Source organism: Streptomyces sp. NPDC059037, assembly GCF_042740015.1.
Taxonomy (GTDB): Bacteria; Actinomycetota; Actinomycetes; order Streptomycetales; family Streptomycetaceae; genus Streptomyces.
Genome location: NZ_JBHYIG010000062.1, coordinates 1 through 21,899, shown reverse-complemented (window position 1 = coordinate 21,899; position 21,899 = coordinate 1). Strand labels below are relative to the sequence as shown.

Annotated in this window: 25 protein-coding genes; 18 read left to right on the top strand and 7 right to left on the bottom strand. The window is 69.0% G+C overall.

Annotation, left to right across the window (positions count from 1 at the left end):
• Positions 1–182 precede the first annotated feature (182 nt).
• From ACFWY6_RS15670 to ACFWY6_RS15660, 3 genes are all read left to right on the top strand, one after another.
• Positions 183–263 (top strand): putative leader peptide, encoded by an 81-nt coding sequence (locus tag ACFWY6_RS15670; RefSeq protein ID WP_351007875.1) that lies wholly within the window; start codon positions 183–185, stop codon positions 261–263.
• A 154-nt stretch (positions 264–417) separates the two neighbouring features.
• Positions 418–1,263, top strand: a complete 846-nt coding sequence (locus ACFWY6_RS15665) for a sulfurtransferase (RefSeq protein ID WP_361824564.1) — start codon at positions 418–420, stop codon at positions 1,261–1,263.
• A 47-nt stretch (positions 1,264–1,310) separates the two neighbouring features.
• Entirely contained in the window at positions 1,311–1,598 is a 288-nt protein-coding gene (locus ACFWY6_RS15660) for a DUF1416 domain-containing protein (RefSeq protein WP_160505842.1), read from the top strand.
• Between the two features lie 96 nt (positions 1,599–1,694).
• Here the strand turns inward: ACFWY6_RS15660 and ACFWY6_RS15655 are convergent, their stop codons facing one another.
• Both ACFWY6_RS15655 and ACFWY6_RS15650 read right to left on the bottom strand, forming a co-directional pair.
• Positions 1,695–1,958 carry a DUF3099 domain-containing protein gene (locus ACFWY6_RS15655; protein ID WP_360776396.1) on the bottom strand — a complete coding sequence of 88 codons (264 nt, stop codon included), beginning with the start codon at positions 1,956–1,958 and terminating at the stop codon, positions 1,695–1,697.
• A gap of 24 nt (positions 1,959–1,982) precedes the next feature.
• Positions 1,983–2,345: a DsrE family protein gene (locus ACFWY6_RS15650; protein ID WP_266864967.1), complete on the bottom strand. Its 363-nt coding sequence runs from the start codon at positions 2,343–2,345 to the stop codon at positions 1,983–1,985.
• Between the two features lie 256 nt (positions 2,346–2,601).
• Here ACFWY6_RS15650 and ACFWY6_RS15645 point away from each other — a divergent pair, with 256 nt between their 5' ends.
• From ACFWY6_RS15645 to ACFWY6_RS15635, 3 genes are read left to right on the top strand one after another with little or no spacing between them, the layout of a single operon-like run.
• Entirely contained in the window at positions 2,602–3,174 is a 573-nt protein-coding gene (locus ACFWY6_RS15645) for an FABP family protein (RefSeq protein WP_360776398.1), read from the top strand.
• Positions 3,175–3,190: 16 nt separating this feature from the next.
• Entirely contained in the window at positions 3,191–3,625 is a 435-nt protein-coding gene (locus ACFWY6_RS15640; RefSeq protein ID WP_384689840.1) for a Fur family transcriptional regulator, read from the top strand.
• 34 nt (positions 3,626–3,659) lie between these two features.
• Positions 3,660–4,625, top strand: a complete 966-nt coding sequence (locus tag ACFWY6_RS15635; RefSeq protein WP_384689837.1) for a YgfZ/GcvT domain-containing protein — start codon at positions 3,660–3,662, stop codon at positions 4,623–4,625.
• A gap of 15 nt (positions 4,626–4,640) precedes the next feature.
• On the opposite strand, the gene dtd is transcribed toward ACFWY6_RS15635, so the two are convergent.
• Positions 4,641–5,066, bottom strand: a complete 426-nt coding sequence (dtd, locus tag ACFWY6_RS15630; protein WP_384689834.1) for a D-aminoacyl-tRNA deacylase — start codon at positions 5,064–5,066, stop codon at positions 4,641–4,643.
• Between the two features lie 179 nt (positions 5,067–5,245).
• Between dtd and ACFWY6_RS15625 the strand changes: the two genes are divergently transcribed.
• From ACFWY6_RS15625 to ACFWY6_RS15615, 3 genes are all read left to right on the top strand, one after another.
• Positions 5,246–5,875, top strand: a complete 630-nt coding sequence (locus ACFWY6_RS15625) for an aerial mycelium formation protein (protein ID WP_361824548.1) — start codon at positions 5,246–5,248, stop codon at positions 5,873–5,875.
• A 62-nt stretch (positions 5,876–5,937) separates the two neighbouring features.
• Complete coding sequence (locus tag ACFWY6_RS15620; RefSeq protein WP_384689831.1) at positions 5,938–6,900, top strand: asparaginase; 963 nt, start codon at positions 5,938–5,940, stop codon at positions 6,898–6,900.
• 127 nt (positions 6,901–7,027) lie between these two features.
• Positions 7,028–8,278, top strand: coding sequence for a GNAT family N-acetyltransferase (locus tag ACFWY6_RS15615; protein ID WP_384689829.1), 1,251 nt, complete (start codon positions 7,028–7,030; stop codon positions 8,276–8,278).
• 138 nt (positions 8,279–8,416) lie between these two features.
• Here the strand turns inward: ACFWY6_RS15615 and ACFWY6_RS15610 are convergent, their stop codons facing one another.
• A complete protein-coding gene (locus ACFWY6_RS15610; protein WP_360776410.1) occupies positions 8,417–8,602 on the bottom strand; it encodes a hypothetical protein in 186 nt (61 codons plus the stop codon).
• Between the two features lie 240 nt (positions 8,603–8,842).
• Between ACFWY6_RS15610 and ACFWY6_RS15605 the strand changes: the two genes are divergently transcribed.
• Positions 8,843–9,718 carry a FadR/GntR family transcriptional regulator gene (locus tag ACFWY6_RS15605; RefSeq protein WP_384689826.1) on the top strand — a complete coding sequence of 292 codons (876 nt, stop codon included), beginning with the start codon at positions 8,843–8,845 and terminating at the stop codon, positions 9,716–9,718.
• Positions 9,719–9,737: 19 nt separating this feature from the next.
• On the opposite strand, the gene ACFWY6_RS15600 is transcribed toward ACFWY6_RS15605, so the two are convergent.
• Positions 9,738–9,926 carry a hypothetical protein gene (locus tag ACFWY6_RS15600; RefSeq protein ID WP_266864987.1) on the bottom strand — a complete coding sequence of 63 codons (189 nt, stop codon included), beginning with the start codon at positions 9,924–9,926 and terminating at the stop codon, positions 9,738–9,740.
• Between the two features lie 125 nt (positions 9,927–10,051).
• Between ACFWY6_RS15600 and ACFWY6_RS15595 the strand changes: the two genes are divergently transcribed.
• The 5 genes from ACFWY6_RS15595 (at position 10,052) to ACFWY6_RS15575 (ending at position 16,243) form a co-directional block, all read left to right on the top strand.
• On the top strand, positions 10,052–10,966 hold the full coding sequence (locus ACFWY6_RS15595; RefSeq protein WP_384689886.1) for a GntR family transcriptional regulator: 915 nt from the start codon (positions 10,052–10,054) through the stop codon (positions 10,964–10,966).
• A gap of 26 nt (positions 10,967–10,992) precedes the next feature.
• Positions 10,993–11,700 carry an HAD family hydrolase gene (locus ACFWY6_RS15590; protein ID WP_384689821.1) on the top strand — a complete coding sequence of 236 codons (708 nt, stop codon included), beginning with the start codon at positions 10,993–10,995 and terminating at the stop codon, positions 11,698–11,700.
• 311 nt (positions 11,701–12,011) lie between these two features.
• Positions 12,012–12,893 carry a winged helix-turn-helix domain-containing protein gene (locus ACFWY6_RS15585; protein WP_384689818.1) on the top strand — a complete coding sequence of 294 codons (882 nt, stop codon included), beginning with the start codon at positions 12,012–12,014 and terminating at the stop codon, positions 12,891–12,893.
• A gap of 278 nt (positions 12,894–13,171) precedes the next feature.
• Positions 13,172–15,304, top strand: coding sequence for a phosphotransferase (locus tag ACFWY6_RS15580; protein WP_384689883.1), 2,133 nt, complete (start codon positions 13,172–13,174; stop codon positions 15,302–15,304).
• 24 nt (positions 15,305–15,328) lie between these two features.
• Entirely contained in the window at positions 15,329–16,243 is a 915-nt protein-coding gene (locus ACFWY6_RS15575) for a hypothetical protein (protein WP_384689815.1), read from the top strand.
• Positions 16,244–16,267: 24 nt separating this feature from the next.
• On the opposite strand, the gene ACFWY6_RS15570 is transcribed toward ACFWY6_RS15575, so the two are convergent.
• Positions 16,268–16,918, bottom strand: coding sequence for a TetR/AcrR family transcriptional regulator (locus ACFWY6_RS15570; protein WP_384689812.1), 651 nt, complete (start codon positions 16,916–16,918; stop codon positions 16,268–16,270).
• Between the two features lie 129 nt (positions 16,919–17,047).
• On the opposite strand from ACFWY6_RS15570, the gene ACFWY6_RS15565 reads away from it, so the two are divergent.
• From ACFWY6_RS15565 to ACFWY6_RS15555, 3 genes are all read left to right on the top strand, one after another.
• Positions 17,048–19,216: a HelD family protein gene (locus tag ACFWY6_RS15565; protein ID WP_384689880.1), complete on the top strand. Its 2,169-nt coding sequence runs from the start codon at positions 17,048–17,050 to the stop codon at positions 19,214–19,216.
• Between the two features lie 63 nt (positions 19,217–19,279).
• On the top strand, positions 19,280–19,594 hold the full coding sequence (locus ACFWY6_RS15560; protein WP_384689809.1) for an ArsR/SmtB family transcription factor: 315 nt from the start codon (positions 19,280–19,282) through the stop codon (positions 19,592–19,594).
• Positions 19,595–19,616: 22 nt separating this feature from the next.
• Positions 19,617–20,459, top strand: a complete 843-nt coding sequence (locus ACFWY6_RS15555; RefSeq protein WP_384689805.1) for an SRPBCC family protein — start codon at positions 19,617–19,619, stop codon at positions 20,457–20,459.
• Positions 20,460–20,561: 102 nt separating this feature from the next.
• Here ACFWY6_RS15555 and ACFWY6_RS15550 read toward each other — a convergent pair.
• A partial coding sequence (locus tag ACFWY6_RS15550; RefSeq protein ID WP_384689802.1) for a peptidoglycan D,D-transpeptidase FtsI family protein occupies positions 20,562–21,899 on the bottom strand: 1,338 nt, incomplete at its 5' end.

Here is a 21,899-nt window from a genome sequence, read left to right as displayed (position 1 = left end):
GCGGGGCGTTACCGATGTCCGCCCCCGCCCGGGCGGCGCGGGGGATGCGGCGGGGTGAACACCGCCCCCCGCCCCCGCGCGGACGGCTTTCGCGTTCAACGAATCCCAGTATGCGGATGATCGCGTCTCAGCATCCGACACGCCGGTGACATGGCCGCCCCTGCGTCCCTACGATCGGACACATGCAACGACAGGCGGACCTCACGAAGCGGCGGGCAGTAGACCTGTGCCGCGTCGCCGCCATGCTCTGTCGCACCTTCTGAGCGGGAGCTCCGACCCCCGCATCCCCCAGGCCCGTTGACCCCCGTCAGGGCCACCCCGTGCCGTGTACGCCGCGCCACCGCGTGATCACCGCCCGTACCGGCAGCCCCTCGCACAGCACCGCAGCCGCCGTAACTGCCCCGGAGGAGAAGAAGCATGAGCCGCAGCGACGTCCTGGTAGACGCCGACTGGGTCGAGGCCCACATCGACGACCCGAAGGTTGTCATCGTCGAGGTCGACGAAGACACCTCCGCGTACGACAAGAACCACATCAAGAACGCGGTCCGCATCGACTGGACCACCGACCTCCAGGACCCGGTCCGCCGCGACTTCGTCGACCAGGAGGGCTTCGAGAAGCTCCTCTCGGCCAAGGGCATCGCGAACGACACGACCGTCGTCCTCTACGGCGGCAACAACAACTGGTTCGCGTCCTACGCCTTCTGGTACTTCAAGCTCTACGGCCACCAGGACGTGAAGCTCCTCGACGGCGGCCGCAAGAAGTGGGAGCTCGACTCCCGCGACCTGGTCGACGGCGACCAGGTGCCGCAGCTCGCGGCCACCTCGTACAAGGCCAAGCCCCAGGACACCTCGATCCGCGCCTTCCGCGACGACGTCGTGGCGGCCATCGGCTCGCAGAACCTGGTCGACGTCCGTTCGCCCGACGAGTTCAGCGGCAAGCTGCTCGCCCCGGCGCACCTTCCGCAGGAGCAGTCGCAGCGTCCGGGCCACGTCCCGTCCGCGCGCAACATCCCGTGGTCGAAGAACGCCAAGGACGACGGCACCTTCAAGTCGGACGACGAGCTCAAGGAGCTCTACGCCGACGAGCAGGTCGACCTGGCCAAGGACACCATCGCGTACTGCCGCATCGGTGAGCGCTCGGCGCTCACCTGGTTCGTGCTGCACGAGCTCCTCGGCGTCGAGAACGTCAAGAACTACGACGGCTCGTGGACCGAGTACGGCTCCCTCGTCGGCGTCCCGATCGAGCTCGGCGCCAACAAGTAACCCTCCCGAACCGCAGCCAGCAGTAGTGAGCAGTTAGGACAACGCATATGTGTGGAGCGAAGGCAGGCGGCCCCGACGCCTCGACGATCAAGCCCGGCGAGACCACCATCCAGGGCCAGGTGACCCGCGACGGCGAGCCCGTAAGCGGCTACGTCCGCCTGCTCGACTCGACCGGCGAGTTCACGGCCGAGGTCCCCACCTCGGCGACCGGCCAGTTCCGTTTCTACGCGGCCGAGGGCACGTGGACGCTGCGCGCCCTCATCCCGGGCGGCACGGCCGACCGCACGGTCGTCGCCCAGACGGGCGGCCTCGCCGAGGTCGCCATCGCGGTCTGACGACAGCGGATCACTGACGGCTGAAGGGCCGCACCCCAGGGGTTGGACGCCACTGGAACGGGGTGCGGCCCTTCGGCTACGACGGGGGCGGCCCGGCTACGGCTGCCGCCGGCGCTTGCCGTCCAGTTCGTCCCACCACTCGTCGGACTTCGGGTCCCCCGAAGGGTCGTCCCACCAGCGGTCCTCGGGGCCGCGCCGGTTCGCCACCATGGCCGCCACCGGCGGGATCACCATCGCCACGACGCACATCCCGACGGCCACGGGGATCGACCAGAGACGCACGACGCCCCACGCCAGGACGAACAGGGCGATGCACGTCCCCATCATGGTGAAGTACACATGGCGGCGTCGCGCGTACATAAGACCAGCGTACGGCCGGGTTGCTCAGTAGACGAGGGCCTGCGTGCCGTCCGTCATGGCCTCCTGGACGAAGACCTGGGCGCCCGCGATCCGCACTCCTTCGAGTACGTCCTTCTCCGTGATCTCGCGGCGGGCGGCGCACTGCGTGCAGAGCGTGATCTGCCCGGCGGCGAGGATCGACGCGATCAGGTCCGGCAGCGGCGCCGCGTGCGGAAGCTCGAACTCCGCGGCGCGACCAGGCAGCGCGAACCAGGAGGACTCGCCGGTCAGCCAGAGCGAGACCTCCACCCCGCTGGCCACGGCCACGGCCGCCACCGTGAACGCCTGCGAGCAGCGCTCGGGGGCATCGGCCCCCGCGGTCACCTTGATCACGAGCTTCTTCGCCATGGCCGCATCGTAAGGCCACCTCGCCGGGAGAGTCCGGCCGCTCCCTACTAGAGTGGGAGCGGCTCTGATACCTGCCCCGATAGCTCACCGAGGAGCACCCCGTGCTTGAGGCCTTCTTCTCCGCCCTGCTGGTTCTGGTCTGCGTCGGCGTGATCGCCTTTGCCGGTCTCTCCGTGAAGAAGCTGTACCAGGGTCAGCGCTGAGCCCGTACGCCTTTCTCCACCCGTACGCCGTCTAGAGAACGCCTGAGCCTCCCATGATCGAGATTCCGTCCGACCTGCACCCCGACCTCGTTCCCCTCGTCTGGCTCCTCGGCAACTGGGCCGGGGCGGGCGTCACCGACTTCCCCGGCGCCGAGAAGGCGAACTTCGGCCAGGAAGTCTCCTTCAGCCATGACGGGCGCGACTTCATCGAGTACCGCTCGAACACCTGGGTCCTCGACGCCGAGGGCAACAAGGTCAAGCCGCTGGAGTCCGAGACGGGCTACTGGCGCATCGACAAGGACCGCAAGGTCGAGGTCGTGATGGTCCGCGACAGCGGCGTCGTGGAGATCTGGTACGGCGAGCTCGCCGACCAGAAGCCGCAGATCGACCTGGTCACGGACGCCGTCGCGCGCACCGCGTCGTCCGGCCCGTACACCGGTGGCAAGCGGCTCTACGGCTATGTGAAGAGCGACCTGATGTGGGTCGGCGAGAAGCAGACCCCCGAGGTCCCGCTGCGGCCGTACATGTCGGCGCAGCTGAAGAAGGTCGTCTCGCCCGAGGAGGTCGCCGAGATGGCCCGCGGCCTGGGTGATCTGCCGGACGACGGCATCGCTTTCTTCAAGTAGGCCTACACTCCGAGGTGTGGTGAGCACCGACTGGAAGAGCGATCTGCGGCAGCGCGGCTACCGGCTGACTCCGCAGCGCCAGCTTGTCCTCGAGGCCGTCGACACCCTTGAGCACGCGACCCCCGACGACATCCTCGGCGAAGTGCGGAAGACGGCGTCGGGGATCAACATTTCCACGGTGTACCGGACCCTGGAGCTCCTGGAGGAGCTCGGCCTGGTCAGCCACGCGCACCTGGGGCACGGGGCGCCGACGTACCACCTGGCGGACCGCCACCACCACATCCACCTGGTCTGCCGGGACTGCACGAACGTCATCGAGGCCGATGTCTCCGTCGCGGCGGAGTTCACCGCGAAACTGCGGGACACGTTCGCCTTCGACACGGATCTGAAGCACTTCGCGATCTTCGGGCGCTGCGAGAACTGTTCGGCCAAGGGACAGACCAAGGAATAAGCGCGCGGCCTACCGGGTCGTAGTGTTGGTGAACATGAAGAGCCCCCTCCTGTCCCTGCCCGGCGCCGTCCCCGCCGAGGGCGTGGACGAAGGCGTCGCCGCCCACTACGGCGATCTGTTCCGTGAGCAGCGCGCCCTCGCCGACGGCACCGGTCTCGTGGACCTCTCGCACCGCGGCGTCGTCACCGTCTCCGGACCCGACCGGCTGAGCTGGCTGCATCTGCTGCTCACCCAGCATGTGAGCGAGCTGCCCGCCGGAACGGCCACCGAGGCGCTGATCCTCTCCGCGAACGGCCACATCGAGCATCACCTCGCCCTCGTCGACGACGGCGAGACGGTGTGGGCGCACGTCGAGCCCGGCACGCAGGACGCGCTGGTCGCGTACCTGGAGAGCATGAAGTTCTACAACCGGGTCGAAGTCGCCGACCGCACCGACGAGTTCGCGGTGGTGCACCTGCCGGCCGGTTCGATCGCGCCGGTCCCGGACGGCGTCGTCGTACGCGAGATGCCGCACGGCAGGGACCTGTTCCTGCCACGTACGTCCCTTGAGTCGTACGCCGACGAGAACGGCCCGGCGATCGGCATCCTCGCCCACGAGGCGCTGCGCGTGGAGGCGCACCGGCCGCGGCTCGGCTTCGAGACCGACCACCGCACGATCCCGCACGAGCTGGGCTGGATCGGCTCCGCGGTGCATCTGCAGAAGGGCTGCTACCGCGGCCAGGAGACGGTCGCCCGCGTCCAGAACCTGGGCAAGCCGCCGCGCCGCCTGGTCTTCCTGCACCTGGACGGCAGCGAGGTGCATCTGCCGGTGGCCGGCACGGAGCTGCGCCTGGCCTCCGAGGGCGATGAGGGCCGCAAGCTGGGCTTCATCACGACGGCCGTACGCCACCACGAGCTGGGCCCGATCGCGCTCGGGCTCATCAAGCGGAACGTACCGGTGGACGCGGAGCTGGTCGCGGGCACGACGGCCGCGGCCCAGGAGGTCGTGGTCGAGCCGTAGCAATCGGCCCCGGGCTCACATCTCCAGCAGGACCGTGAAGGGGCCGTCGTTCGTCAGCGAGACCCGCATCTGGGCGCCGAAGCGTCCCGTCGCCACCGTCGCGCCCAGCGCCCGCAGCTGGGCGACGACCTCGTCGACCAGGGGCTCGGCGACATCGCCGGGCGCCGCCGCGTTCCAGGTGGGCCTGCGGCCCTTGCGGGCATCGCCGTACAGCGTGAACTGGCTGATGACCAGCAGCGGCGCGTCGATGTCCGAGCAGGACCTCTCGTTCGTCAGCATCCGAACGGACCAGAGTTTGCGGGCCAGTTGGGCCGCTTTCTCCTTGGTGTCCTCGTGGGTGACCCCCACGAGGACACAGAGCCCCTCGCCCTTGATCTCACCGACGGTCTCGCCCTCGACGACGACGCTCGCCCCGTCCACCCTCTGCACCACAGCACGCATACGGACCATCATGCCGTGCCTCCCCGTGCCCCGTACGGCGGCGACGCCTCGCTCCAAGGCGTGCACCTGAACCCCCCATCTGGGGCCGATTGGGGGCACTCGCTCACATAGCGGCCACCGGGGGTGGCACGATGCTCACACGCGGTGTACCGCGCCGGTCGAGGGGACGGTAGAGCCACATGAGCACACCAAGTACGGGACAGCCGCCCGGACCTGTGTCACTGACCCGCATGAGCGCCGCACGACGTACGAACGTGCCGCGTCCGCCCACGCAGCGCACGGGCAGCCCGGTGCTGCCCGATCAGGTGGAGCGCGACCTGTCCGCGCTGCTCCTGCGCGAACTGCGCGAGCTGCGCCGTGACGCGCAGCGGAACGAGGCGGATCTCAGTTACGTACGACGTCTGCTGCAGGGACGGATCGACATCCTGCGGGCTGAGGCGGCCCGGCGCGGGGACCCGCTGGGGTCGGCCGCGCAGGGGCAGGTCGGTCCTGTCGTCGACCGGCTGCACGAGATCCTGCGGGACGCCCCGGCCCGGCACCGCTCGTCGGCCCGCCATGTGACGCTCGGCACCCCGCACAGCGCGGAGTACGGCCTGCTGGCCACGGAGATGCTCGCCGAGGTCGAGCTCTCCGACCTGGAGGCCCGTACGGACGACGAGCTGCACACCGCCATGGGGCGCCTGGTCCGCTACGAACAGCAGGTTTCCCGCCGCCGGCAGGAGCTGCAGCACACGGCGGACGATTGCAGTGCGGAGATCGCCCGCAGGTACCGTGAAGGCGAAGCACAAGTAGACGATCTGCTCTCGTGACCCGGTGATCCCGGCATCCGCGGGCGGCCCGTCACGCCACCTCCGCCCCGGAAGGCCGAAACATGACCTCCACCGCTGCCCCTCTCATACCTCCGGTCCTCGCCGAGGTCGTACGATCCGGCTTCGTCGAGGGCCGCCACAGGGGAAGCCTGGTGCTGCTCGCGGCCGACGGCGGCGTGGAGCTGGCGATGGGGGACGTGACGGCGCCGGTCTTCCCGCGTTCGGCGAACAAGCCGATGCAGGCCGCGGCGATTCTGCGGGCGGGGCTCGACCTCTCCGGCGAGCGCCTCGCGCTGGCCGCGGCCAGCCACTCCGGGGAGGGCTTCCACCGGGATCTCGTCCAGAAGATGCTGGCGGAGCACGGTCTGACGGCCGCGGACCTGCAGTGCCCGGCGGACCTGCCGCTCGACCCGGTCGAGGCCGAGACATATCTGGCAGCGGGTGCCGTTCGTGACCGGGTCACGATGAACTGCTCGGGCAAGCACGCGGCGATGCTGGCGGTCTGCAAGCTGAACGGCTGGGACGCCGATGCGTACCTCGACCCGGAGCACCCGCTCCAGCGGCTGATCCTGACGGTCGTCGAGGAAGCGGCGGGGGAGCAGGTCGCCGCCGTCGGCACGGACGGCTGCGGGGCGCCCCTGATGGCGATATCCCTCACCGGCCTCGCCCGCGCCTTCCGCCACTTCGTCCTGGCCCCCGAGGGCAGCGCCGAGCGCCGGGTCGCGGACGCGATGCGGGCCCATCCCGAGTACGTCGCAGGGACGCGCCGCCCCGACACCTGGCTCATGCGGGAGCTGCCGGGCACCCTCTCCAAGATGGGCGCAGAGGCGGTCCAGGCCCTCGCCCTGCCGGACGGCCGCGCGCTCGCCTTCAAGGTGGACGACGGCGGGCTGCGGGCGCTGGGGCCGGTCCTTGCGAGGGCGCTGAGCCTGGCCGGGGTGGAGGCGGATGTGCTCGCCCGGGTGGGGCGTGTGCCGCTGCTTGGCGGGGCTGCCGAGGTGGGGGAGATCCGGGCGGCGTTCTAGGGCCCCGAAGGGGCGCGGGGCTGTGACATGTGCGGCTCCGCCACGTGGGCGCGACCAGCCACGAGGGACCCGCAGCCGAAAAAGAATCCGGATGCGACCCGGACGGCCCCCGGCCTAGCGTGACTCCATGAGCGACATCACCGTCAGGCCCATCGCAGATGACGAGCTCCCGGAGTGGATCCGCGCCTGCAACGCCGGCTTCCTCCACCCCTTGGCGAAGGTCTCCGACGAGGTGGTCGCCAACCGCAGGGCGAGCATCGACTACGCCCGCACCCTCGGCGCCTTCGACGGCGACCGCATCGTCGCCACCTTCAGGTCGTTCGCGCAGCAGCTCACCGCGCCCGGCGGCACCCCCGTCCCCGCCGACGCCGTCTCGAACGTCACCGTCTCCCCGACGCACCGTCGCCGCGGCCTCCTCAACCGCATGATGTCCGCCGACCTCGCCGCGGCGAAGGAGCGCGGTGACGTCGTCGCCACGCTCATCTCCGCCGAGTACCCGATCTACGGGCGCTACGGCTTCGGGCCCGCGACGGTCGCCACCGAGTGGACGATCGACGTCGCGCGGTCCGGGCTCGACCCGCGCTGGGCGGGCCCGGCAGGGGGCGCCCGTATCGACCTCGTGGACGGCGGCGACGTACGCAAGGAAGGTCCCGCACTGCACGACCGGCTGCGGGCCCGCACGCAGGGTGTCGTCGACCGCGACGAGCGCTGGTGGCTGCAGAACACCGGGCAGCTGATCACCCCCGAGAACCCGTGGACCGAGCCCTTCTACGCGCTCTACCGCGCACCGTCCGGCGAGGTCGAGGGCCTGGTCGCGTACAAGACGGACGACGAATGGACCGACGCGAGCCAGCCGCGGAACACACTGACCGTGCTCGGCCTGATCGCCGTCACGCCCGACGCCGAGCGCGCCCTGTGGCGCTACCTCTGCTCGATCGACTGGGTCACCACGGTCAAGACGGACAACCGGGCCCCCGACGACCTGCTCCCGCTGTTCCTGCCGGACCCGCGCGCCGCCAGCCTCAGCCGGCAGACGGACTGGCTGTGGGTGCGGATCCTGGATGTCGTACGGGCGCTGGAATCGCGTACGTACGGGACGTCGGGTTCTCTGGTGCTTGAGATCGCCGACCCCGCGGGTTTCGCCGCCGGCCGCTACCGGCTCGACGCGACACCGGACGGGGCGGTGTGTGCGCCGACCGCGGACCCGGCCGAACTGTCCCTCGGTGTCGGCGAGTTGGGGACGCTGTGGCTCGGTGACGAGTCCGCGGTGCGGCTGGCCGGGGCGGGGCGGGTGACTCAGGAGCGGGCGGGCGCGGCCGCTGCCGCCGACTCACTGTTCCGTACACCCAGGCGCCCGTGGTGCCCGGACATCTTCTGACTTCTTCGACCGATGACTTCTTCGACCGACTTCTTCGACCGACTTCTTCGGCTGACCTCTTCGGCTGACTTCTTCGAGTTGAGCGACTGACCGGACTCCCGGCTCCCCTCCGGATGGGAGCCCGGTCAGCCCGTCTGATCAGCCCGACTGGGCAAGCAGCAGGACGAGGAGCACGGCCCCGACCCCGCTGATCTTGGTGTTCTTGGCCTTGATGCCCACGGTCAGCAGGACGAAGGCGACGATGCCCAACGGTCCGTACTTCCACTGGATGAGCTGCTCGAATCCAATGGCGAGGGCGGCTATGACGATGGCGATGAGCGGCATGACGTTCCCCCTTTCGGGACCGGGCGGGGACCCGGTCCCATCCGGCTGGTAGCCATCCGACGGCCAACGGCTGGTGGCCAACCCCGGAGGGTCTTGCCAGGTTGCCTAAGTTGGCTACCAACTTCATCTGAGTTATCTCCGCGATGGCTCGACTCATAACCACCTTCCGAGCAACTCCCCAAAGATGGCGCGAAGTTGTACTGTTTGGTTGTGAGCCCGGAACATGCCCCCGTCAATGGGATGAAGAGGCCGCACACGTCGCACCGCGACGTGGCCGACGAGTTGCGCGAACGGATCAGGTCCGGTGCGCTGCGGCCGGGCCAACGCATGCCCACCCAGGCGGAGTTGGCCGACGAGTTCGGTGTGGAGCGAGGCGTCGTGCGCGAGGCGCTGCGCATCCTCCAGGGCGAGAACCTGCTGGCGAACGTGTCCAAGGGCAGCCCGGCGACGGTCGCCGACACCCGTGGCCGCCCGCTCTCCGGGCCCGGCGGGGTCAGGCCGCAGCCCACCATGGTCGGGCTCGCGCCGCGCATAGCCGCCGCGTTCGAGGCTCAGCACGTAGAGATCGACGCCCTTTGCCTGACCTCCATCTCGCTCACGATGGCGATCGGGGAACCCCTCCGTCAGATTCACGCCGGACAGCGGAAACCGGCCAAGGTCACCGTCCGGGTGCTGCTGCCGAGCCGCAGCATCGACCTCGCCTTCCCGGCGCCGGTGGACATCGGTGACGACGAGGGCGGCCAGGTGCACCGCCGCTGGCTCGACCAGCGCAACGCGCAGGGGCAGGTGCTTCGCCACAACCTCCTCGCGCTGCGCACCTCGCACGGGATCGACGTGGACGTCTCGTTCCGCGCCCTGCCGTTCACGCCGCCGGTGAAGCTGTACCTGCTCAACGGCTCGGAGGCGCTCTTCGCGTACTACACCCTCACCAAGCAGAGCGAGGAGATCGACCACGAGCACCTGGAGATGTACGACGCCCAGGGCGCGCAGTCGATGCTCTTCCCTTTCCAGCAGGGTGACGGGCTGCGGGACACGACGTTCGTGGAGCAGTCGCATCTGTGGTTCGACGCGCTGTGGGGGACGATCAGCCAGGATCTGGAGCTGGCGCGGGGTTGAGTACGCTCCCCTCAGATCCTCAGATAGCGGGGCCGGTCATCATCAGCGCGAGCACGACGGCGCCGATGGAACTGCAGGTGGGGCTCTTCGCCTTGATGCCAACGGTGAGCAGCAGCAGTCCGACGATGCCCATGGGCCCGTACTGCCACTGCACGAACTGCTCGAAGGTGACGGCGAACACGGCTGCGAGGAGGGCTATGACGGTCATGGTGGTTCCCCCTTCTGCCATCTTGAGTAAGTTGGCAACCAACTTCACTTAAGTTGTCCCCACTTGGTCCCACGCCATAAACAACTTCAAGACAACTGCCGTGAGATGGCGGGGAGTTGTATCGTCTGGTCGTGACCCAGGAGAACGTTGCAGTGAACGGCAGTAGTAGCGGCAGCAGCGGCAGCAGAAAGCTCTCCCCCCAGGACATCGCCGACGCACTCCGCGACCGCATCCGCTCCGGCGCCCTCAAACCGGGCGACCGTCTTCCCACGCAGGCGGTGCTCGCGGAGGAGTTCGGCGTGGAACGGGGCACGGTGCGGCAGGCGTTGAAGACGCTGCAGGGGGACGGGCTGCTCGCGAACGTGAGCAAGGGGAGTCCGCCGAGGGTGGCGGCCGCCCCGTCGGCACCGGCGGCGTCGGGCGTGGAACCACAAGCGTCGATGGTCGGCCTCGCACCACGCCTGGCGGAGGCGTTCTCGCAGCCCCACGTCCGGATAGACGTGGTGTCTTTCACGGCGGAAACCCTGATGATCGCCCTGGGCGAGCCGGTCCGCCTCATCCACGAGGGCCGCCTGCGTCCCGAATCCATCTCCGTACGCATCCTGCTGCCCAGCAGCGACATCGACCTGGCCTTCCCGAAGCCGATCGAGGGCGAGGACGAGGGAGGCAGGGTCCACCAGCGCTGGCTCCAACTGCGCAACACCCAGGGCCAGGTGCTGCGCCACAACCTGCGGGCGCTGCGCCAGTCGCACGGCATCGAGGTCGATGTCTCCTTCCGCGCGCTGCCCTTCACCACTCCCGTGAAGCTCTACCTCCTGAACGGCCGGGAGGCCCTTCTCGCTTACTACACGATCGGGCGCAACACCCTGGACGTCGGCACCGCGGAGGTGGAGGCGTACGACGTGGGCGGCCTGACATCACCGCTGTTCTCCTTCGAGACGGGGGCGACCCATCGGGACACGGCATTCGTCGACGAGTCGCAGAAATGGTTCACCGCCCTCTGGGAAACCATCTCGACTGACCTGACACTCTCTTGGTGACTCCTGATACGACGCAGACTGAGCGGATGGCAGAAGAGGCCGAGAACCTTCGAGAACTGATCACTCCCGCCCGTTTCGTGCTCTTCGACTTCGACGGGCCCATCTGCCGGCTCTTCGCCGGGCATTCGGCGGAGCGGATAGCGCGTGACCAGGTGCGCTGGCTCGAGGAGCGGGGCCTGCGCGGGCTGCTGACCAAGGAGGAACGGGAGCAGCCGGATCCGCACGCCGTGCTGCGCGCGGTCGACCGCAGGCATCCCGGCAGCGATCTGGTGGCCGAACTGGAGGAACGTCTCACCCAGCAGGAGCTCATGGCGGTGAGCTCCGCCTGGCCCACCCAGTACGCGGACCCGCTCATCATGACGTGGCACGCGATGGGCTCGCGCCTGGCCATCACGACGAACAACTCCCCCAAGGCGGTGACCAGTTATCTCACCACCCGGGGCCTGATCCGCTGCTTCCTGCCGCACATATACGGCCGCACCCAGGACCTCCACCTCCTCAAGCCGCACCCGCACTGCCTGAACCGCGCCCTCAACGCGATGGGTGCGGAGCCTGCGGCGGCCCTGATGATCGGCGATGCTCCGACGGATTACGAGGCGGCGCAGGTGGCCGGGGTGGGCTTCTTGGGGTACGCGCGTAATGAGCGGAAGGAGAAGCTGTTGCGCGCTGCGGGGGTGGAGCATGTGGTGGGGTCGTTGGAGTTGGTGTTGAGGGTTTTGCGGGGGCGGGCGTGAGCTAGACCTCCGGACGCCGACGCCGGCCCAAGTGCCCCCGACGCCGCTTGGCGGCGCGTACCGCCCACTGAAGAAGCTGCTCGATCCCCACGGCCACCATGGCCGGGAGCAGCTGAGAGAGAACCACGTGACCCCACCCCTCGGGCTTCACCGGCCGGACCGGCGAAGCGATCAACCTTCCGTCCAATTTGGCTGATTGGCTTGAGATTTGTTTGCCCGAGGTGGCTGATCGCTTAACCAACTGCCTTATGCGCCAACCAATTTGACTGGAAAGTGGTTTGCTCGGCGTCCGCCAGAGGTACGGTCGGGGTGTGGTCAGCGAGCGAGCCGGTGATGGTGGCGGCAGTGAGTTCCAGCGGGTCTCCGACGTGCTGCACTCCCGGCTGGCCGACGGCACGTACCCGTTGGGCGGCAGGCTCCCCACTCAACGCGAGCTGGCGAGCGAATTCGACGTCTCCAGGGACACGATTCAGCGGGTGCTGAGGGAGCTCAGCAGTGAGGGGCTCATCCGTTCCAAGCAGGGGAGCGGGTCGCGGGTCGTGAAGGTGCAGTTGGCCCACTCGAGCTCCAGTGGGGTGCATGGGATCGGAGGCAAGGGCCGAGTCTCCCTGGGGCCGATCATCAGGGCTGCGTTCGCCGTTCCGGATGTGGCCCTGGACGTGTTCACGCTGACTTCGGAGTCACTGGACGCACACATCCGGCTTCAGGCGGAGCGTGTACGCCTACGGGAGATCACACCGCAGCGGATCGCCGTCCGCATCCTGCTGCCCTCTGAAGAGCTCGACCTCCCCTACCCGCGTGCGAAGGGCGACCCGGCCGACCCGCGTCCGCAGGAGCGCCTGCGTGCCATCACGCGGCGGCACACGGCGTCGCTGCGCGGCTCTCTGCGGGACCTGCACACCGAGGGGCTCGTGCCGGACGTGAGTGTGGAAGTGCGCCATGTTCCCCTGGTGCCTGCGTTCAAGCTGTACCTGCTCAATGACACCGAGGCACTGCACGGGCCCTACGAGGTCATCGAGCGCCGCATCCTGCTCGACGACGGTGAGGAGATCGACGCCCTCGATGTGCTCGGACTCGGATCGGCCCTCACGCACTATGTGAGGGACGACAGCCCGGATTCGCAGGGAACTCTCTTCGTCGACAGCATGCAGGCCTGGTTCGATTCCTGCTGGTCGCTTCTCGCGAAGCCGTAAGCGAACCGTCCATAAACGGAAGCTTCTCGAACGTGACGTCCCCAAGGAGTGGCGCGTACCTCGTTGGGCCCATCGTTTACCGCCCTGTAGTCGTCTCCCTCATCCTGCGCCACTAGGGTGTGCATCACTTTCGGCTTCCTCGCGTGACTATCCAGGAGCGGCCCGTGGGCGCTTTGCGTTTGCCCAGCATCCCTGCCCTGGTGCCCGCAGAGGAAAGCGAGGCCGACGACCCGGACGCGTACGACGTACTGGTCGAGCACGGGCTGCAGTACGGGAGCATGAGGCGAGGGCATCACAATCGGAACTATTCGTTCTCGCTGACGGATCCGATGGCCCACCTGGTGGACCGTTTGCCCGGTGAGTACGTCACGGTGCGTCAGCGGATGCAGGACGCGCTGCCGGTTGTCATCAGGACCTGGCAGGACGAGTGCGAGATCCTCCGGGCGGTCAAGGGCGCGCTGCCCCACGTGCCCGAGTGTCTGGCCAAACGCGGCGACATCGCGGTGCACAGCTATGTGGAGGGTGTGCCGTTCTCCAGCATCTGCCAGAACGGCAAGCCGGTCGACTCCCTGCTGATCGACGCACTGGCCAACCTGCTTGCCCAGATGACCCAAGTGCGCCGGGAGGCACTGCCCCCGTTGCCGGCGAACTGGCCTCACCCCGATGAGGGCGGGCAGTCGTTCCTGCGGACCCTCACGCTCCTCGCCGAGCGCCAGATCCGTCAGCCCAATTGGGCTGAGTTCGGTGGGCTGTTCGCCGACCTCGGCATCCCCGAGCACGCCCTTCTAGGGATGGCGGAGCGCGTACCGGAGATGGCTCAGCGCCCCTACAGCCTGCTCCACACGGATCTGCACCGCGACAACGTCATCTTCTCGTTCGACGGTGACCCACCGCTGATCTGTGTCGACTGGGAACTGGCCACCTATGGCGACCCGCTGCACGATCTCGCCACCCACCTGGTCCGTATGCGCTATCCCGAGCACCAGTGGGGTGAGGTGGTGGGGGCCTGGAGGAACGCGATGGGACGTCTCAGACCCAGCGCGGTCAACGGCCTGGACCGGGACCTGGGGCACTACGTCGCCTTTGAGCGTGCCCAGTCCGTCTACCCGGATGTGATGCGTGCCGCCAGGTCGCTGGAGAACGTGACCGACCAGCAGGGCCTGGACGAGGCGACGAGCGAAGTGCGCACAGCGTTGGAGAACGCGGCCGCCCCGCTGCAATTGCATGCAGTGCCGGAGGACGACAAGATCCAGCGAGTCCTCTCCCGCTGGCAGGCGGCCCGGTTCGGCAGGCGTGCCGAGGGAATCCGTCAGGTGACCTCGATCTTCTGGGAGCCGAACGAGCGTGTTCCGGAGCACCCCGCGTTCCGCCGGACGGCCGTCCTCGAGGCACTGGTCGCGGAGGCGGATGCCCCGAGTTCCCGGGCATTCAAGGGAACGGCCCACCTCAACACCGTGGTCAGGGTGAACGGCATCGACTTCCCGGTGGTGGTGCGTCGCAAGCTGGCTTCGGCGGACCGCCGTGAGCGCAGCATTCTCAGCGAGCACGCGGTGCTGAGGGTCATTGAGGAGTCTTCGGTAGACGTGCGGGCGCCGCGAGTCCTGGCCCTGGGGACGAGCAATTGGAAGAACCCGTTCGCCATCCATTCCTACGAGGGACAGGGCGCCGGAGACCTGACACCCGATCACCCGGTGGACGGCCTGTTGCCCAACGAGGCGGATCAACTGGTCGACCAGCTCGTCGCGTTGACGCACATCGACGGCAGGCAGCTGGATCCCACCGCACCCAAGTCGGACTTCTACCACCAACTCTGCAATGAACTCGTGCGACTTGTGGTGGATCTGCCCAAGGAGTCCCAGAAGCTCGCTCGTGAACTCGGGCTGCCGGACGGCTACCGCCTGCAGGAGATTCTCAGCCGCCACCGGCTGGCGCCACGCCGGAATTCCCTTCTCCACGGGGACCTCAATCCGTGGAACCTGGTACGCCGTGCCGGAGAACGAGGACGAGGACGTGGACTGACGTTCATCGACTGGGAGATGGCGATGATCGGTGATCCGCTGTACGACCTGGTCCGCCACATGCACCTGACCCCGACCCGTGCCGAGATCAGGCAGCGCATGTTCGCCCGCTGGAGCAAACTCCTTCCGAGTGTGTGCACCCTTGGCTGGAAGGACGACTGGCGGGTGTACCGATGGATCGAGATCGTCCGTTCCGCCTACTTGGACCTGGACCGACTGATCACGGGCACGGGTCTGGACGCGCCCAATGTGCAGCGCGCGGTGGACTCGTACGCGATGACCCTGCAAGCCGCGAAGGCGTCCCTGGGACTGCGGGCGAGTGCGCTGGCCAACCCCTACCTTGTCCGGGCGCTGCCGCGCGGCGAGCATAGAGGTGCCAGGGCGGCGCTGTAGAGGTCTCATCGGGGGAGGGCTCGCGTGGCGGTCACAGTGGGCGGGGCGGCAGGCGACGGCGTGGGCGGACGGTTACGCCGGTACCGGGCGAGATTCGAGCCGGCGGCCACGAAGGCACTGCTGCTCGGCATCTTCTTGACCGGGCTGACCGCGCAGTTCGTCAAGCCGGTCGGCGACGCGCTGGAGGACCAGGCGTTTCTGGGCGGTGCGCTGCTCAGCCTGGTGGGCTATGTGCTGTACGACGCGGTCAGAGAGCTCGCCATCTCGTCCGGTCCTCCGGACCGCGGTCTGGTCAGCTCCCGTGATCTGGGAGGGTTCGTGGGTGAGGCGTTCCAGTCCAGGACCGTCGAGATCTGCTTTCTCGGCTACACCGGGGAGACCCTCTACAACGAGCTGTACCACCGGCTCGAGCGTCTTCTCGACGACCCGGGGCCGACAAGGCGGGTATCGATCAGGATGCTGATACCCGACTTCGGCAGGGAGATGGTGGTGCCGTCCCGCGTGGGGCCCGAGGGCAGGCCGGTCGACTTCCCCGAGTTCCGGTCCCGGCTCGAGGAGAGGTGCCGCGAGTACGACCAGTTTCTGTCCCGGCTGGCGGACCGGCTGAGCCAGCGCGGCCGGGTGACCGTTCAATGCGAGTACCGCCTGTACAACGGTGATCCACGGGACAAGGTGTGCATCTTCAACAAGGAGCTCGTACTGCACGGGCTTTACGACGTCGCTGCCACCATGGCCCTCGAGGACCCCGAGTGCGAGGTCTACGACCCCAAGGGCTACAACACGGACCTCGCCGTCCGCTCCCGCAAGGAGGGGACGGCGGCCGCCGAGACGGCTGTCGCCACGCAGATCAATCACTTCGAAGGTGTGTGGAAACTGGCGGCCACGCCTTCCTGGCGTCGGCAGCCGGTCGTACCCCCCATCACCCCGTCCGCGACCTGAACAACATCTCTCACGCATCATGCATCACGCATAAGGCGCCAGTCCCGACCGCAGCTGTCCGAACCCCCGGTTCGCCGCTGCCACCGCGTCCGGCCATACCTCGTCCGCGCTCTCACCCGCGTCGATCCGGCGCCAGTTCTCCATGGCGAGGATGCGTTGTACGGCGATGATCTGGCCCGCGGCGAGGCGTGCGGGGAGGGGGTCGTCGCCGCCCAGGGCTTCGGCCAGGGTCTGTTCCGAGCGGTCCTGGTACTCGTAGAGGCGGGCTACCAGGGATGGCGTCCCGTAGAGCAGGCGGTGGAAGGCGAGTACCGCCGGGTGGTCGCAGAGGCCCGTCACCGGGTCGTGGCGTTCGAGGCCGTCGAGGAAGTGGCGCTGCAGGGCGTCCAGGGGCGTGCGCTTGGCGGGACGGGTCGTGACGACTCTGGCCGCCTCGTCCTGGTGGTCGGCGAAACGGTGGAGGACGAGGTCCTCCTTGGTGGGGAAGTAGCGGAACAGGGTCGGCTTGGAGATGTCGGCCGCCGCGGCCACCTCCGCGACCGGGACCTTCTCGAAGCCCTTCTCCAGGAAGAGCGCGATCGCGGCCTCCGAGACCGCCTGGTACATCCGCTGCTTCTTGCGCTCCCGCAGGCCGGGGGCACGGGGCCCGGGTGCCGCCGCCTCTTCGTCCGTCATGGGGGCAGCCTAGCGCACGTTTGATTCTCGGTTACGAATTTTACCGGGCGACAAATTTAACTCGGTTACATTATTCTCGTCGGTGTGACGCCCTTTGATGCCCTCCCTGACCCTGACCCTGACCCGGATCTGGACCCGGACCCTGACTCCAGCCCGGTCCCCAACGCCTCCCTCGACCGCGCCCTCGACCGCGCCCTCGCCCAAGAACGTGGCTTCCACGACACCTGCCGCGCCGCCCTGACCGGCATGGTCGACGGGGCGGAGGAGCGGGTCGTCAGGGGAGCGGACGTCTCCGCGTCCGGCGCCGACGCCGAAGTCCTCGGCTACGAGTTCCGCAGCCACGCCAGAGCCATGCGGGAACTCCCCGAAGCGCCCCTCTTCTTCGGCCGCCTCGACTTCGCCGCCGCAGGCCCCGCGGCCGACGAAGCGGGCGATCACCGCGGGCAGAGCTATCACATCGGCCGCCTCCGCATCACCGAACACCCCTCCGCCCCACCCCTGGTGGTCGACTGGCGCGCCCCCGTCTCGCGCGCCTTCTACCAGGCCGGAGCGCGCGACCCGCAGGGCGTCGCCGTCCGCCGCCGCTTCGGCTGGGCGCCCGGCAGCAAGGGCGAATCCGCCGACCTCACCGGCCTGGAGGACGAGCCGCTGGCCGGCGGCGGTCAGCACGCCCCTGCCGGTCAGCACACCCCCGCCGAGCCGCCCGCGCAAAGCAGCCGCAGCCGCAGCCGCAGCCGCATCCTCACCGGCGAGATCGAGCGGCCCCGCGTCGGCCCCATGCGGGACATCGCCGCCACCATCCAGCCCGAGCAGGACGACCTCGTACGCGGTGAACTCGGCGCCTCCGTCTGTGTCCAGGGCGCCCCCGGCACCGGAAAGACCGCCGTCGGACTGCACCGCGCCGCGTATCTCCTCTACACCTACCCCCAGCGTGTGCAACGCGCCGGACTCCTCATCCTCGGCCCCAATCGCACCTTCCTCCGCTATATCGCCGAGGTGCTCCCCTCCCTCGGCGAGACCGGCGTACGGCAGTCCACCGTCGAGGACGAGATCGCCCGCCCCACCGCCCCCGTCCGCGCCCGCGACAGCGAGGCCGCGGCCCGCGTCAAGCACGACGCCCGGATGGCAGCCGTCCTGCGAAGGGCCCTCTACGAGCGCGTCGCGCCGCCCGCCAACTCCCTTGCCGTACCCGAAGGTTCGTACACCTGGCGGGTCCCGCTCGACGAGCTGGAGCGGATCATCGAGGACGTGCGCGCGGAGGAACCCCCGTACGCCGTCGGGCGTGAGCGCGTCCGCACCCGCGCCGTCCGGCACATCCAGCTCCAGGCCGAGCGCCGCGCCGGCGCCGTGCACAACGCCTGGCTGCAGAAGATCTCCCGGGCCCGCCCCGTATCGGCGTTTGTCGACGCGGCCTGGCCGAGGACGCGGCCCGAAGAGGTGCTCGCGGCGCTGCTCGCCGACCCGGAAGCGCTCGCCGCCGCGGCCGACGGCGTCCTCACGGCCGAGGAGCAGCAGGCGATCGGCTGGGCCAAGGCGCCGCGCTCGTACAAGTCGGCGAAGTGGTCCGCCGCCGATCTCGTCCTGCTCGACGAGCTCGCGGGGCTCATCGAACGGCCCGAGGGGTACGGCCACATCGTCGTCGACGAGGCGCAGGACCTCTCCCCGATGGAGGCCCGCGCGATCGCCCGCCGCGCCGGTTTCGGCTCGCTCACGGTCCTCGGCGACCTCGCGCAGGGCACCACCCCGTGGGCCGCGCGCGACTGGCCCGGACTCCTCGCCCATCTGGGGAAGCCGGATGCCGCCGTCGCCCCGCTGACCACCGGCTTCCGCGTCCCGAAGGCGGTCGTGGGGCTCGCCAATCGTGTCCTCGCCACCCTCGACGTGGATGTTCCGCCTGCCCAATCCCTGCGCGGGGACGGTGAGTTGAGGATTCAGGAGGTACGTGACGTGGGCGCCGCCACCGTCGAAGCCGTGCGCGCCGCGCTGTCCCGCGAGGGCTCCGTCGGCGTCATCGCGGCCGACGCGGACACCCCCGGCCTCCGCGATTCCCTCACTGCCGCGGGCATCGAGAGCGCGGGCCCGGAAGAGCTGGGCGCGCGCGTGACGGTGCTGCCCGCGTCCGTCGCGAAGGGTCTGGAGTACGACCACGTGGTCGCCGTCGAACCGGCGGCCATCGCGGAGGCGGAGAGCCGCGGCCCCAGCCGTCTGTACGTGGTCCTGACCAGGGCGGTGTCCCGGCTCGACGTGCTGCACAGCAGGGGGCTGCCGTGGGAGGGGCGGGGCCCCGCGGGCGCATGACACGGGTGCAGGGGCAGGGTGCATGCCGTTGCGGTTATATAGCTCGCGGCGTATGTTCGAGGTATGCCCATACCGTTCGACGTACTCGCGGAGCCCAGCCGCCGGAAGATCCTCGATCTGCTCCTGGAGCGCCCTCACCTGGTGGGTGAGCTCACCGAGCGGCTCGGCATCAGCCAGCCCGGCACGTCCAAGCATCTGCGGGTGCTGCGCGACGCCGGGCTCGTGCGGGTGCGGCAGGACGCGCAGCGCCGCTGGTACGAGCTGCGGCCCGAGCCTCTCCAAGAGCTCGACGCATGGCTCGCGCACTACCGGCACCTCTGGTCCGGCAGCCTCGACGCCCTCGAACGGCACCTCGACGTGATGGACGGTGACTCCTGATGAACATGGACGGTGACTCCTCATGAACCCGCACTCCGACACCCTCGGCCCCGCCGACGACGGCCGGCACAGCGTCCTGCGGATGGAGCGCCGCCTCGCGCACCCGCCCGCCAAGGTGTGGGCCGCGATCACTCAACCCGCGCACCTGGCCAACTGGTTCCCCTCCGAGGTGACGCTCGAGCTGAAGCCGGGCGGCGCGATGGGGTTCCACTTCCCGGGCGACGAGGGCCCCGGCATGACCGGCGAGGTCACCGACGCCGAGGAGCCCCGCGTCTTCGCCTTCAGCTGGGGCGACGACCATCTGCGCTGGGAGATCACCCCTGACGGGGACGGCGGCTCGCTCCTCACCCTCGAGCACACCTTCGGCGACCGCTTCGGCGCCGCGAGCTTCGCCTCCGGCTGGCATCTGTGCCTCTCGGCGCTCGGCCAGTTCCTGGACGGCAGCGGAGCCGAGGTGAGCCAGGACGCGGGGGAGCTGCACGAGGCGTACCTGGAGCAGTTCGACCTCGGTCGCGGCGAGGTGACCGGCGACGGCATCCGTTTCGAGCGGCAGCTGGTCCGGTTCGCGGACAAGGTGTGGGCCGAACTGTGCGCGGGCGAGGAGCCGTTGAAGGGCGACACCGCGCCCGACGGTTTCCTCGCGGACGGCATCTCGGCGGGTCCGGTCACCGAGGTGTCGGCGCCGACTTCACTGACGTACGCCGTCCATCCGAAGGGCGAGGTGCGCTGGGAGTTCTCCGAGGGGACGGGGCACGGGGCTCGACTGGTCCTTACGCAGACGGGCGTCATGGATGATGCGGAAGCGGTGCGGGCGGCCTGGCACGCGCGGATCGAACGGCTGGCGGGTCAGCTGCTGGAGGCCTGACGGGGGCTGCGCCCCCGAAGGGACGCGGGGCTGTGACATGTGCGGCTCCGCCGCGTGGGCGCGACCAGCCACAGGGGCACCCGCAGCCGCGTACGAAACCACTCAGTCGTCAAGCACCGCCTCCATCACCGACTTCGCGATCGGCCCCCCAAGCCGCCCACCCGCAATCTCCGACCGCGGGATATCCATGTCCTTAGGGTCGACGAACACCGCGACCGCGACCGGCGAAGAGCCATCGTCCAGCTTGGCGTAGGAGATGAACCAGGCATACGGCCGCTCGTCGTTGACGTTCGAGCCGTGCTGCGCGGTGCCGGTCTTGCCGCCGACGGTGACGCCGTCGATCTGGGCCTTGTTCGCCGTGCCCTCGTCGACGGTGTGCTCCATCATCTTCTGCACCTTCTGCGCGGTGTCCGCGGAGACGGCCTGGCTGAGCTCCTCCGGCTTGCCCTTCTCGATCGCCGAGAGGTCGGGGCCGCGCAGCTCCTCGACCATGTACGGCTTCATCAGCTTGCCGTCGTTGGCGAGCCCCGCCGCGACCATCGCCATCTGCAGCGGCGTACTGGTGAGAGAGCCCTGGCCCATGCCGGTCAGCGCGGTCTGCGGCTTGTCGAGGTCCTCCGGGTAGCTGCTCGCCGACGAGCGGACGGGGATGAACTGCTCCTCGTTGAAGCCGAACTTCTCCGCCGTCTCGCGCATGTCGTCGTCGCCGACCTTCAGCGCGGTGTCGAGGAAGACGTTGTTGCACGACCACTGCATGCCGACCTTCAGGGACGCCTTGTCGCAGGGCGCGCCCGGCACGTCGTTGCCGATCGTGGTGGAGCTGAGCGGCAGCTTGTAGGGGGCCTTGGCGCCCGTCGGCTTGTCGATGTCGTCGACCACGCCGTGCTCCAGGGCGGCGGCCGCGGTGAGGACCTTGAAGGTGGAGCCCGGCGGATAGATCTCGCGCAGCGCCCGGTTGGACAGCGGCTTGTCCTTGTTCTTGCTGAGCCGGGTGAACTCCTTGCCCTCCTTCGCCGAGATCCCGGCGAAGGAGGAAGGGTCGTACGAAGGAGTGCTCGCCATCGCGAGGACCTTGCCGGTGCGCGGGTCGAGTGCGACCACCGCGCCGCGTGCGTCGAGATCCACCAGGCCCTGGTAGGCGGCCCGTTGGGCCTTCGGGTCGATGGTGGTGATGACGTCGCCGCCGCGCCGCTTCTCGCCGGTCAGCATGTCCAGGGTGCGGCGGATGAAGAGCCGGTCGTCGTCACCGCTGAGGACGCCGTTGTGCACGCCCTCCAGGAACGTCGAGCCCTGGGCCTGCGAGAAGTAGCCGGTGATCGGGGCGTACATGGGGCCTTCCTTGAAGACCCGCTGGTACTTGAAGTCCGTCCCGCTGACTTCCTTGGACCCGGTGATCGGCTTCCCGCCGACGATGATGTCGCCCCGCGGGTGCGAGAAGGC

What these genes read in the sequence shown, in the direction of transcription:
- ACFWY6_RS15670 (WP_351007875.1), top strand. Translation starts at nt 183, where the DNA reads ATGCAACGACAGGCGGACCTCACGAAGCGGCGGGCAGTAGACCTGTGC.
- ACFWY6_RS15665 (WP_361824564.1), top strand. Translation starts at nt 418, where the DNA reads ATGAGCCGCAGCGACGTCCTGGTAGACGCCGACTGGGTCGAGGCCCAC.
- ACFWY6_RS15660 (WP_160505842.1), top strand. Translation starts at nt 1,311, where the DNA reads ATGTGTGGAGCGAAGGCAGGCGGCCCCGACGCCTCGACGATCAAGCCC.
- ACFWY6_RS15655 (WP_360776396.1), bottom strand. Translation starts at nt 1,958, where the DNA reads ATGTACGCGCGACGCCGCCATGTGTACTTCACCATGATGGGGACGTGC.
- ACFWY6_RS15650 (WP_266864967.1), bottom strand. Translation starts at nt 2,345, where the DNA reads ATGGCGAAGAAGCTCGTGATCAAGGTGACCGCGGGGGCCGATGCCCCC.
- ACFWY6_RS15645 (WP_360776398.1), top strand. Translation starts at nt 2,602, where the DNA reads ATGATCGAGATTCCGTCCGACCTGCACCCCGACCTCGTTCCCCTCGTC.
- ACFWY6_RS15635 (WP_384689837.1), top strand. Translation starts at nt 3,660, where the DNA reads ATGAAGAGCCCCCTCCTGTCCCTGCCCGGCGCCGTCCCCGCCGAGGGC.
- dtd (WP_384689834.1), bottom strand. Translation starts at nt 5,066, where the DNA reads ATGCGTGCTGTGGTGCAGAGGGTGGACGGGGCGAGCGTCGTCGTCGAG.
- ACFWY6_RS15625 (WP_361824548.1), top strand. Translation starts at nt 5,246, where the DNA reads ATGAGCACACCAAGTACGGGACAGCCGCCCGGACCTGTGTCACTGACC.
- ACFWY6_RS15620 (WP_384689831.1), top strand. Translation starts at nt 5,938, where the DNA reads ATGACCTCCACCGCTGCCCCTCTCATACCTCCGGTCCTCGCCGAGGTC.
- ACFWY6_RS15615 (WP_384689829.1), top strand. Translation starts at nt 7,028, where the DNA reads ATGAGCGACATCACCGTCAGGCCCATCGCAGATGACGAGCTCCCGGAG.
- ACFWY6_RS15610 (WP_360776410.1), bottom strand. Translation starts at nt 8,602, where the DNA reads ATGCCGCTCATCGCCATCGTCATAGCCGCCCTCGCCATTGGATTCGAG.
- ACFWY6_RS15605 (WP_384689826.1), top strand. Translation starts at nt 8,843, where the DNA reads ATGAAGAGGCCGCACACGTCGCACCGCGACGTGGCCGACGAGTTGCGC.
- ACFWY6_RS15600 (WP_266864987.1), bottom strand. Translation starts at nt 9,926, where the DNA reads ATGACCGTCATAGCCCTCCTCGCAGCCGTGTTCGCCGTCACCTTCGAG.
- ACFWY6_RS15590 (WP_384689821.1), top strand. Translation starts at nt 10,993, where the DNA reads ATGGCAGAAGAGGCCGAGAACCTTCGAGAACTGATCACTCCCGCCCGT.
- ACFWY6_RS15580 (WP_384689883.1), top strand. Translation starts at nt 13,172, where the DNA reads ATGAGGCGAGGGCATCACAATCGGAACTATTCGTTCTCGCTGACGGAT.
- ACFWY6_RS15570 (WP_384689812.1), bottom strand. Translation starts at nt 16,918, where the DNA reads ATGACGGACGAAGAGGCGGCGGCACCCGGGCCCCGTGCCCCCGGCCTG.
- ACFWY6_RS15560 (WP_384689809.1), top strand. Translation starts at nt 19,280, where the DNA reads ATGCCCATACCGTTCGACGTACTCGCGGAGCCCAGCCGCCGGAAGATC.
- ACFWY6_RS15555 (WP_384689805.1), top strand. Translation starts at nt 19,617, where the DNA reads ATGAACCCGCACTCCGACACCCTCGGCCCCGCCGACGACGGCCGGCAC.